Origin of the sequence: Pedobacter immunditicola (assembly GCF_037482985.1) — a bacterium.
Taxonomy (GTDB): Bacteria; Bacteroidota; Bacteroidia; order Sphingobacteriales; family Sphingobacteriaceae; genus Pedobacter; species Pedobacter immunditicola.
In genome coordinates this window covers 89,874-100,958 of sequence record NZ_JBBHKC010000011.1, presented here as the reverse complement: position 1 = coordinate 100,958, position 11,085 = coordinate 89,874, and the positions used below count along the sequence as shown (strand labels likewise).

The window sequence follows — 11,085 nt, the reverse complement described above, 5'->3', positions numbered from 1 at the left end:
AAACTTTCTTTGATATTTTAAACAATTTTGGACTCCTTTTAGTCAATTTTACTCTCCATTTCCATGATTGAAATGATGTTCTCTGCGGGGTCTTTAAACCATGCTGCGGTAGGACATCCGCTTCTGCGAGATATTCCCTTCTCGTTAGTCCTGATTTCCTCATCGGTATACTGCTCGAAAACAACTCCGATGTTTTTAAGTTCTTCTACAGCTTTTTCTATATCGGTCACCAGAAAATTGAGAACGGTAAAAGATGCCGGCTCATGGTTGTCTTTTGGGTAAATGAGAACTTTACTGCCGTCCATTTGAAGGTCAAGGAAACCCATTGAATTTTCAGAAACCGATAAGCCAAGCTTCTGACTATAAAACTCTCTTGCTTTTTCCAGGTCATTAACCGAAAAACTGCTGAATGCTTTTGCGTGCTTGAACATGATCTTTTGGTTTTAATGTGAATGGAACAAATTCTTAATTTCTAACTAAATTTACACTATTTATTGATGATGTGAAAGCTTGGAAAGAAACAATTAACATCACTTTTAATCAGTTGGGAATCGATTTTTATGTTTTCTACAGAATTGATTTGAATCAGGTCATGATATCCCCGGAACAAGGGGTTAAGCAGAACATTGAATTCATAAGGATTGACCGCGGACCTGACTTTAATAGCAACATATTTTCGATCAGCCATCAGTTGGTCGCCTATCAGTAAACTGTCCTCTGCTTTTAAGTCCATGCTCATGATAAATAAATTGAAAAGTCAGTTGCCCTTTTTTCAGTCTTGGTTATCCTGAAAAGAGTCATTTAGTGTAAACTCCTTCTTCAATACGGCCAAGAATTTGATGAACCATGGCCAGTCCGGTAGGCAAATAAAACAGATCCAGGGGTTTTTGATATTTAATGCTGTTCATGCCTTAATGCCAAGGTCTAGAAAATAAAAGTTGCTAAAAATTTACTGCTTTTTGTGTTTATTGAAAATCGTTTGGCGGTCTGATTTTAGTGGATTTTATGTACCTTTGCCGCACTCAAAGTGTTTAAAACTTCTGTGTTGAAATTTTCCTTTCAGCACTTATATTTACAACAGCAACAACTTTTTAATGAACGACGAAGAACAAGAAAACATAGCCGGAGAAAATAAGCATACCATTATCCCCATAAACGGGTTATATGAAAACTGGTTCCTCGATTATGCTTCCTACGTAATTCTGGACCGTGCAGTTCCGCATATCAACGACGGACTAAAGCCTGTACAGCGACGCATTCTGCATTCGCTTAAGGAAATGGACGACGGACGTTTCAATAAAGCGGCCAACGTAATTGGTAATACCATGAAGTATCACCCTCATGGCGATGCTTCTATTGGTGATGCTATGGTTCAGATCGGTCAGAAAGATTTACTGATCGATTGCCAGGGAAACTGGGGCGACCCTATTACCGGCGACAGTGCAGCTGCCGCACGTTACATAGAAGCGCGTTTATCTAAGTTTGCCAATGATGTTGTTTTTAACGCTGATACTACCGTATGGCAACTGAGTTACGATGGACGTAACAACGAACCCATTACCTTACCGGTAAAATTCCCCTTATTATTAGCGCAGGGTGCGGAGGGTATAGCGGTTGGTTTAGCGACCAAGGTAATGCCTCATAACTTTCTTGAGCTTTTAGATGCTTCCATTGAAGTTTTAAAAGGGGTAAGGCCCAATATTCTGCCAGATTTCTTTACTGGGGGGATGGCTGATTTCTCGGCTTATAACGAAGGCATGCGTGGCGGTAAAGTCCGTGTGAGAGCGAAAATTACCGAAAAAGATAAAAAGACATTGGTCATCACCGAAATACCCTATAGTACCACTACAGGTTCAGTGATTGACAGTATTTTGTCTGCCAACGACAAGGGCAAAATTAAAATCAAGAAAATTGAAGACAATACAGCACAACATGTTGAAATTGTGATACAGCTGGCACCGGGTATATCTCCTGATGTGACCATCGATGCCCTGTATGCCTTTACTTCCTGTGAAGTTTCCATCTCTCCAAATACTTGTATCATTAAGGATGATAAACCGCAGTTCCTGAGCGTAAATGATATCCTTATTGAGAATACAAATAATACCAAGGCTTTATTAAAAAAGGAACTTGAAATACGCCTGAATGAACTGGAAGAAAAGATTTTCTTTAGCTCCTTGCTAAAGATCTTTATCCAGGAGGGGATGTATAAAAACCAGGGTTATGAAACTGCTGCCAATTTTGAAGGTGTAGTGAAAGTTTTATATGCCTTATTTGAGCCTTTTAAAGAAAAACTATACCGTGAAATTCTTCCTGAAGATTTCAAGAAGCTGATCGAAAAACCGATGAGCAGCATCACCCGTTTTGATGTTAAAAAAGCGGATGAGCAGATGAAATCTCTTGAAGATGAAATTAAAGTGATTAAGAACCATCTCCGTCATTTAACGGATTATGCCATAGCCTGGTTCCAGAAATTAAAAGATAAATATGGTAAAGGCCGGGAACGTAAAACTGAAATCCGGTTGTTCGATCGGGTAGAGGCTTCCAAAGTTGCCCTTGCCAACGTAAAATTATACATGAACCGTGAAGATGGGTTCATCGGTACAGGTCTACGTAAGGATGAGTTTGTTGCCGATTGTTCTGACCTTGATGAGATCATTGTTTTCAGGGAAGATGGCAAATGTACCATCACAAAGGTTGCTGATAAAACTTTTGTGGGCAAGGGTATCATCTACGCTGCTGTTTTCAAAAAAGGCGATGACCGCACCATTTATAACGTAATTTATAAAGACGGTGCCAGTGGCATCGCCTATATTAAACGTTTTGCCGTGGTGGGTATTACCCGTGATAAGGAATATGACCTTACCAAAGGTAGTAAAGGATCTAAGCTTCTTTATTTCTCTGCCAATCCTAATGGCGAGGCAGAGGTGGTGACTGTACAACTGAGACCGCATACCAAACTAAAGAAACTCTCTCTTGATATTGACTTCGCTGAAATCGCCATTAAAGGCCGTGGGTCGCAGGGGAATATTGTATCCAAATACCCGATCAAAAAAATTATTCTTAAAAGCAAAGGTGTTTCTACCTTATCTGGCTTAAAGATCTGGTATGATGACTTGCTGCGCCGCTTAAACGTAGATGGAAGAGGGAAATACCTGGGTGAGTTTGATGGCGACGATAAGATTCTGCAAGTTCACAAAGAGGGATGGTATGAGCTGAGTACTTATGAACTGAGTAACCACTTTGACCCAGACCTGATCCTGATCCAGAAGTATGATCCTGAAAAACCTTTTACTGTAGTACAGTATGAAGGCAAGGCGAAGAATTATTATGTTAAAAGATTCGTATTCGAAAATATTGCTGTGGGCAAAAAACAAAGCCTCATCAGTGAAGAGACCGGCTCCAAACTCATTTACCTAACTGGAAACCCGGAAGCTACCTTAACAGTTGATGTGCTGAAAGGAAAAAGCCAGATCCCGGAAACACTGGAAGTTAAACTGGCTGAATTTATTGACCTGAAAGGGATTCGTGCAAATGGAAACAGGTTAAGTCAGCATGATGTTAAAAACCTGGCCATTCAAAATGCCAAAGAACCGGAGTTAACAGCGGAGATGGCCATGAAAGAAGATGCCTTAAAAGTGGGTATTGATAAAGCTGTGGATGATGGTCTTGATGAGGATGCTATCGATGATGCCGAAGTAAGTGGTGATGCTGATGAAGTTGAAGAGGATCAACCTGAGGACGCTGATACCCCGGAAATCGGAGAACCAGAAACAGCAGAACCTGAAATTGAGGATCCCAAAGTAAATCCTGCTGAAGTAGAAACTGCTGACTTAAATCCGGCAGAAGTAGAAGAAACTGAAGTGAAGCCCGAGCCTGCAAAAGAAAAACAAAGCACGGCTTCAACGGGTAAAGTGAAACCGAAATTTATTAGTGAATCACCTAAAGCACCTGAGCCAACGGTCGAAATTCCTGTTAAAGCTGCAGCTGAGGAAAAGCCGGTAAAGCAAAAGGCCAAGTTTAAAACTGAAACGCCACCTGATAAAAAGGAAATCAAATTAGAGATTACTAATCCTGATGATGTAGATATTGACAATAAAGGACAGTTGGACTTGTTTTAAAGCCCAGTTGTCATGGTATCATCAGGGGTAGCTCCGTGCCAATGTGCCAGGTTTGGCGGACACTTTATCACCTGACCTTCTTTAATTACTTCAACTGGTTTCCCTTTTTCCTGGTATAAACCTTTTCCCGCTGTTACCAGGAGTATCTGGCCTCCTTTGTGATGATGCCAGTTGGTTCTCGCTCCAGGTTTCCCGTGCGCCCATAGGGTGATAACATATCCAAATATTTCCCCATCATTTTTGTTTGATATAGAATGATGAATCCCATGGCCAAGGCTCCCGAAAAAAGGACTAAATTAATATCCTCGAAGCTTTAACGGCTAAAAGAGTTGGAGATATATAGCTGCCCGCAGGGTTAAATAAAATACGTGTTTCCACTGGCGGAATCATACTTATTATCCATTGTACGGACAATGTCGCTATACCAAAGCCGAGAAAAAGAATTAAATTCCTTGGTTTCTTCGTACTCAGTTCTTCAAAAAAGCGAATGCGGCCCACCACAAGTCCTAGTATGAACATAGCAAAGGTTAGATATCCACGGCCAATCATTCCAAATTGATAATTAAGCTTCCCCGTAAAACGTTCTTCATAATTATATTTTGCCGAGTTGAAAAATGATGGATCAGCTATATGTTCGGGTATCACAGCCGGCGCTTGTGCAGTACTGTTATTGACAGGATTTACTGTTTGCACTGGTATTGCTTTATTATTAATAGTTGCCTGGATGATACGTGGGGTTCCGAGTAATAATAGCCCGGCAATCATGATTAAGATCCAGTTTTTGACCCGGTAAAGCGGGATCATCAACAAGCCGAATACCGCATAAACTGATATTATTTCCAGACTATAAAAAGAGTGTGCGATTAGGCCAAGCATGAACAAAAGAAACATTCTCCATACAAAACGCTTGCGGAAATCTATTCCTTTTTTGGCAGCACTATTCATTTGTATAAAGAAACTTAGTCCGAATAAGAAGGCGAAAATATTTACAAATCTTCCCATGATTATATTTTGCCCTATCCATTGAATAACTTCATCTATTGCAGGAAACCGAGGATCATTTTGCACAGAAGGGAGGGAACGGATTCCGAAGTGTTGTAACATGTGGATAAGAATAACGCCCAATAAAGCAAAACCCCTTAGTGCATCTAAAACGGTGATGCGCTTTTGTAACGATGACAATGATTTAATCGGTGCTGGTTTTGTTGCATTTGTAGGTAATTGGATGACCTTTGCTTCAATATTATTCATGTATTTGTTCTTCTCTTATTTAATGTTTCTTTTCTGCAATCAGGTGTTTTCGACTCCTTGGTGAACTTGCATTTAGTGTGCTATCCTTTAATACAATGATCTGGAAATTAAGTTAAACCTATATGTAACGGCAGACTAAAGCGAAAAACATTACCTGGAAAACGAATGGGAACGACTATTCATCATGAGGTGTGTGTAAGGTCAGCTGTTGCTCCTATTTATAAATCCGCTAAAAAAAAAGAGGGCTTAGGGCCCTCTTTTTATAAATTTCTAGAAAAAAACAATGGAAATACTGTTTACATCCTTTCCAAGGCCATCACCAATGATATCCCAAAAATAGCCGAGGATAAGAAAAAGTTCCAGTCCCACTTTTTAACCTTTACCAAACTGATCAAAAAGGTGGAAAGAATTAGCGTACCCGCAACAATTAACAGTTGGCCAAACTCCAAACCTACGTTAAACGCAAAAAGTTCTGCTACAATACTATTGCTGTTCCCCAGCAAGCCTTTAAGGTAATTGGAGAAGCCCATGCCATGTACCAGTCCGAAAAATAAAGCCAGGAGGTATTTGATATTGATGGCCATTTGCTGTGCTTTTTTGCTCACAATATTGGATATAGCCGTGATGACAATGGTAACAGGAATTAAAAATTCGATCAGGTCAGAATTCACCTCAATTAAATTCAATACACTCAAAGCAAGGGTAATACTATGGCCAAGCGTAAAGGCAGTAACCAGGATCAATACCTTTTTCCATTCCATCAGGCTGTAAGTGCCGCATAAAACCATCACAAAAAGGATATGATCATATCCGCGCCAGTCTAAAATATGTTGCCAGCCTAACTCGAAATAAAGTGGAAAATCTTGCATAAGGCCGCCAAAATCGGATTTTCTTTTCATGATTACAAGAATTCATTTTTACCGCAGTGTTTTTCAATAAAGATGTTACAGCTGCGGTAATGCGTAAGATGGCCGCTCGTTGAAGCGTTGGTGCGGGTTAAGGATGCCAGCGGGGTGAATCCACATTGCCAGCACGGTGAGTCCACGGTTTGTTCGGTAAAACGTGGACTCACCGTGCACTCATGGTGGACTCACTGTGGACTCACCCTGATCGAGCGCTGTCTTCTCCTGGAATAGCTATACGAAAATGTCTGTTCCTGAAAATATCATACAGTTTTCGGTTAAGAATTGAATAAAGTCAACTATTTACTGAGATGGTTATACAAGCAGGAATTTGTTTGTTTTTAATAAACGATATTTCCCTGATGTATAAGCGACTTTACCGAAGAAATACGAGAGACCGCCTCAGCAGAGCAACTGGCATCCATCAGTACCATATTGGCAGCATCCCCGGCCTTGGGCCACTGCTGTTCACCCTTATCATTTAGTGGAAGGATGTTGCCGGTTGCTAGTCTTAAGCTCCTCGACAACTGGAACTCTGTAACGTAGCCATAAACCTGTGCCATTACATTCGTTTTCTGCAGGACACTTCCACTTCCCATGGTATTCCAGTGGTCAATGATGCTGTCGTTACCTGTCAACACAGTAACGTTGTGTTTGTATAATGTTGGAATCGGCATGATCAACTTGCCAAAAGGAATGGTAGATACAATGCCGATACCGGCAGCGCCCAGCTGTTCCGCTATTTCTTCTTGTTTAGACTGATCCAGTCTCCCTAAAACAAAGCAGTGGCTCAGATAGGTTTTATGCTTTAAAACAGGGTTTTCATTTACTTTTTTAATAAGATATTCTACTGTTTTCAAACCCGATTCTCCAGATTCATGCAAGTGGATATCGATACCTTTGTGATGATCCAAAGCTAACTGAACGGTAAAATCCATTGTTTTTTCAATAGCACCATCTAGCGTATAAGGATCAACACCTCCGATAAAATCTATATCCATTTGTGCAGCTTCCTTAAGGTATGGAGCCGAATCGGTATAGAAAACGCCATGCTGTGGGAAGACAACGAGTTCTGCTCCAAAGCCGTTCTTTTTATTTTCAAGTGCTTTCTGCAGGTTCTTGAGCGACTGTAATTTTGAAGTGGGCTCAATATTCACATGGCTCCTGGCAAAGGAAGTACCTTTCGACTGAAGCAACTCGATCAGCTTCTGGGCACGCGTGGTAGATGTTTTTAGCATTTCCGGTAGGATTTGTTGTTCCAGTGCGATCATGCCTTTCACGCCGCCGGTCCTGCTACGGACAGCCTGCCATGGACCGCCATAAAAAGTCTTGTCCAGGTGGATGTGCATGTCCCGGAAAGCAGGGAGCATCAATAATCCCTTAGCATCAATGGCACTGGAATCGTTTGGTTTATTGGCTGATACGCTTTTGATCTTTCCCTCACTGATGGCCACACAGAATAACCCGGTTTTAGTATGGCTGATTTCATCATCCTCATAGCCGAATTCGGTTTCCAGTAAGACATTTTTTAAAGTATAGTTTCCTGTAGTCAAATTCATCGTTTGGTTAGCTGTTTCGTTAGATAAAATACCTTGGGCACTTAACAATCCGGGAGCAAAAGCCATGCTCACAAGCCCCAGTCCCGATTTAGTCAAAAAATTTTTGCGTGTTATTTCCGATCTCATCATAGCATAAAAATATATGACCCAAAATTACCCAATGCCGCTCTTTATTAGGTGTATTATTCATTCCATCCCTTGAAAGATTTATCACTGTAATAAAAATCCATCTTCCAACCTTCTTTCGGGCACAACATGATTTAGTCACTGGATTTATATACTTTCTGTTAAATAACAGCAAGAGGGGGGATCGAAGGAAGTGCCGGGCTTATTAACAAAATGAGTGATTGTGATGAAAATTTCAAGCATCGGGATGGATTTTCCAAGGGTATAAATGGAAACAGACCTAACTTTGTTTCGTAAATTGGGAACAAAACATTTGAACATGAAAATATTATTGCTTTTATTATCAATGGGTGCATTTTCCTCTTGTGGAGCGAACAACCACCCGGCAACAAAAGAAACAGGTATGCTGCAGGAAAATATGATAGAACTGGTCAACAACAACGATATGGATGGCCTGAAGAAAGCGCTTGAAAAAGGTGCAAATGTCAATTCACAGGACAAAAATAAACGAAACCTGCTGTTACTGGCAACGATCAATAAGCAACAGGAAATGGCTAAACTTCTCGTGGAAAAAGGGGCAGATGTGAATATGCAGGCCTACAACCAGGATAGTCCATTTCTATATGCCGGGGCAAGCGGACAGACGGAACTTGTGAGGCTCTATCTGGCAAACGGCGCCCGCCTTGATATATTCAACCGCTATAACGGCAGTGCCCTGATCCCGGCTTGTGAACGTGGTCACGTTGAAACGGTAAGGCTTCTTGTGAATACCAAAGACTATCCCGTAGACCATGTAAATCGTTTGGGCTGGACAGCCCTGATGGAAGCCATTGTATTGGGCAATGGCACAAAAAAATACCAGGAAATAGTACAGATCCTGAAAGATGGGGGTGCAGATCTTCAGATTCCCGACCGTGACGGAATTACGCCGCTTCAACATGCAAAAAACCGCGGATTTAGTGAAATAGTAACAATAATATCAAATTAGGAATGCAAAACTTTCATGAAGTATAGGGTGTTTTGGTGGGGATATTGGTATGATTTGTATGGTGATGATTATTTTTTCATAAATTTCCGAAAGATAAATCAGATGTAAGGAAGGATGTGTAGACCATGACCTTAAAAGAGGAGAACATATTTGTACCCGTTATTGGCATACAGGAGTTCAGAAAAGGGCAGTCTGCCGGTAGAAAAGAGCTGCTTTACAATGACCTTCATGGCGAAAGGCATATCCATAAACCGCATAAACATGATTTTTTCATCATCGTCTTGTTTGACCAGGCTAAAGGCATCCACAATATAGACTTTCAGGATTATGTGATCGGTAACAGACAGGTCCATGTATTGTTTCCCGACCAGGTACATAAATGGCACATAGAGTCCAATACAACCGGGTATCAGTTAATGATCGACCAGGCTTTTTTTGAACGTTTTGCGCCATATTTTCGCTTTTCATTTACAAATTATATCAATCATCCGGTAATTCCGTTAAGTGATAATAGTTTCAGTTTGCTCAGGTATGAATTTGATGCTATAAGAGATGAATTGAAAGCCGAACATTCACTTCATGAAGTGATCAGTGCAAGGGCAGCAGTAATTGCTGCAATTGTAAGTAAGGCGGCCGAGCATATATTCACTGATGCTAAAGTCTATCAGTCGAATCCGAGGCTTGCGAAATTCAACATGCTTATTGACCGGTATTTTAAAGAAGAGAAACTTGTTGGCTTTTATGCTTCAAAGCTCAACATAACAGCCAATTATCTAAACATTCTTTGTAGGAAAAATCTAAATGTATCGGCTACCCAATTGATTCAACAGCGTGTACTGCTGGAAGCCAAACGCATGCTGCAGTCAACTGAACTCTCCATTAAAGAGATCGCTTTTAAACTTGGTTTTGTTGATCACGCTTATTTTTCTAACTTTTTCAAAAGTCAGACAGATATCACTCCCACAGAATTTAGAGACCAATAAACGTCTGTTAAATATCATACGAAATAGCCGTAAGTGTATGCTTTCGTTTTCATAAAAAAAGCCGCCTTGAGAAGGCAGCCTTTTTTTAAAAGAAATATGGTAAGTCTTATTGGTACTGGATATAGATTGGTGCAGGTTTTAATTTCAGCAATTCTTGAGGCGTCATTAAACGATGCGGCGCTTTTTTAAGGTCATTTTTATAGAACACTTTGAAGCCTGTGAATTGCACAGGTTCATTTTGAATAAAATAACGATAAGTACCGATTTTAAGGTCCGGCTGGCCCCATCCATCCATGTGCATCACCACCTGTACTTCAGGACGTAATTTGATGTTTTGATAATTGGTTACCATTTTCTTGGTGAACCTGTGTACCACGAAAACCTTTGGAGGCAAGTTAAACTCATTCACCATATCTGCAAGGTATTTTGTAGCGTAATTGATGTCTTCCGCATCAAAAGTTCCAATTCTTGATCCAGGTTTTGCCCCTGTTTTCATGGAGAACTCCGGGTCAATACCTAAATGTACATTGGGCTGCTGTAAATATTTTTCTATCCTCGGTAATTCATCCTTAAGCGTGCTTAAAGCAACCTGTAGATCTAAGAACACAATAGCATCATGCATTTTGGCAATCTTCATTACAGAGTCTATCTGCGCATTACCCATACGGTTGATGTATTTACCATCTCTGCCGGGCGTTCCACTGGCCACTGCAGCAATGTAATGCAAGCCCACCTGTACAGGCGTGGTTGGATCAGCTTTCTCCCAGTTTTTAACTTCTGTATGTAACCTGCTCCACATTTCTTTAGGTGCATATTCACCCAGGGCACCCATTTTTTTGGAGTGTAGGTTTCCGTAGTAAACTACGATTCTTTTAAATGGTAAAATCGCACCTGCCAATGGCACAGGTTGACCTTTAACCGGCCACCTTCCCGTCGTATCCCCGTTTGCAATTTTTACAAGGGCATCTTTATAGCTTGCGGTGTCAATTGCCGCCCTGACGTTTGCAGGTTCTGCTACCGTGGTGTCACTTGTTGCAGCCGCCAGACGTGTTGTTGGTCCGGCTACTTTTTTTGTTTCAGAATTGCAATTTGCGAACAAGGCAATAGTTGCAATTCCTATAAGGAATGTTCCAGATAGGTGAGGTATTTTCATTT

General features: G+C 40.8%; 10 protein-coding genes. 3 read left to right on the top strand and 7 right to left on the bottom strand.

The genetic code is table 11. The annotated features are described in order from the left end of the window. Window positions 1–38: 38 nt before the first annotated feature. Together WG905_RS17850 and WG905_RS17845 are read right to left on the bottom strand one after the other, a co-directional pair. The gene (locus WG905_RS17850) at window positions 39–431 is read right to left on the bottom strand and encodes a VOC family protein (RefSeq protein ID WP_339593118.1); all 393 of its coding nucleotides are present in this window, start codon (window positions 429–431) and stop codon (window positions 39–41) included. A 56-nt stretch (window positions 432–487) separates the two neighbouring features. Continuing rightward, window positions 488–739 carry a hypothetical protein gene (locus WG905_RS17845; protein WP_339593117.1) on the bottom strand — a complete coding sequence of 84 codons (252 nt, stop codon included), beginning with the start codon at window positions 737–739 and terminating at the stop codon, window positions 488–490. A gap of 355 nt (window positions 740–1,094) precedes the next feature. Here WG905_RS17845 and WG905_RS17840 point away from each other — a divergent pair, with 355 nt between their 5' ends. Next, on the top strand, window positions 1,095–4,121 hold the full coding sequence (locus WG905_RS17840) for a DNA gyrase/topoisomerase IV subunit A (protein ID WP_339593116.1): 3,027 nt from the start codon (window positions 1,095–1,097) through the stop codon (window positions 4,119–4,121). On the opposite strand, the gene WG905_RS17835 is transcribed toward WG905_RS17840, so the two are convergent. From WG905_RS17835 to WG905_RS17820, 4 genes are all read right to left on the bottom strand, one after another. Beyond that, window positions 4,118–4,333 (bottom strand): cupin domain-containing protein, encoded by a 216-nt coding sequence (locus WG905_RS17835; RefSeq protein ID WP_339593142.1) that lies wholly within the window; start codon window positions 4,331–4,333, stop codon window positions 4,118–4,120. The two genes, WG905_RS17840 and WG905_RS17835, sit on opposite strands and share 4 nt — an antisense overlap. A gap of 79 nt (window positions 4,334–4,412) precedes the next feature. Then, window positions 4,413–5,372, bottom strand: coding sequence for a DUF418 domain-containing protein (locus tag WG905_RS17830; protein WP_339593115.1), 960 nt, complete (start codon window positions 5,370–5,372; stop codon window positions 4,413–4,415). A gap of 296 nt (window positions 5,373–5,668) precedes the next feature. Then, a complete protein-coding gene (locus WG905_RS17825; RefSeq protein ID WP_339593114.1) occupies window positions 5,669–6,271 on the bottom strand; it encodes a HupE/UreJ family protein in 603 nt (200 codons plus the stop codon). A gap of 344 nt (window positions 6,272–6,615) precedes the next feature. Next, on the bottom strand, window positions 6,616–7,962 hold the full coding sequence (locus WG905_RS17820; protein WP_339593113.1) for an amidohydrolase: 1,347 nt from the start codon (window positions 7,960–7,962) through the stop codon (window positions 6,616–6,618). A gap of 316 nt (window positions 7,963–8,278) precedes the next feature. On the opposite strand from WG905_RS17820, the gene WG905_RS17815 reads away from it, so the two are divergent. Beyond that, complete coding sequence (locus tag WG905_RS17815; protein ID WP_339593112.1) at window positions 8,279–8,947, top strand: ankyrin repeat domain-containing protein; 669 nt, start codon at window positions 8,279–8,281, stop codon at window positions 8,945–8,947. A gap of 125 nt (window positions 8,948–9,072) precedes the next feature. Further along, the gene (locus tag WG905_RS17810) at window positions 9,073–9,930 is read left to right on the top strand and encodes an AraC family transcriptional regulator (protein ID WP_339593111.1); all 858 of its coding nucleotides are present in this window, start codon (window positions 9,073–9,075) and stop codon (window positions 9,928–9,930) included. 106 nt (window positions 9,931–10,036) lie between these two features. On the opposite strand, the gene WG905_RS17805 is transcribed toward WG905_RS17810, so the two are convergent. Next, window positions 10,037–11,083 carry a hypothetical protein gene (locus WG905_RS17805; protein WP_339593110.1) on the bottom strand — a complete coding sequence of 349 codons (1,047 nt, stop codon included), beginning with the start codon at window positions 11,081–11,083 and terminating at the stop codon, window positions 10,037–10,039. Window positions 11,084–11,085 lie beyond the last annotated feature (2 nt).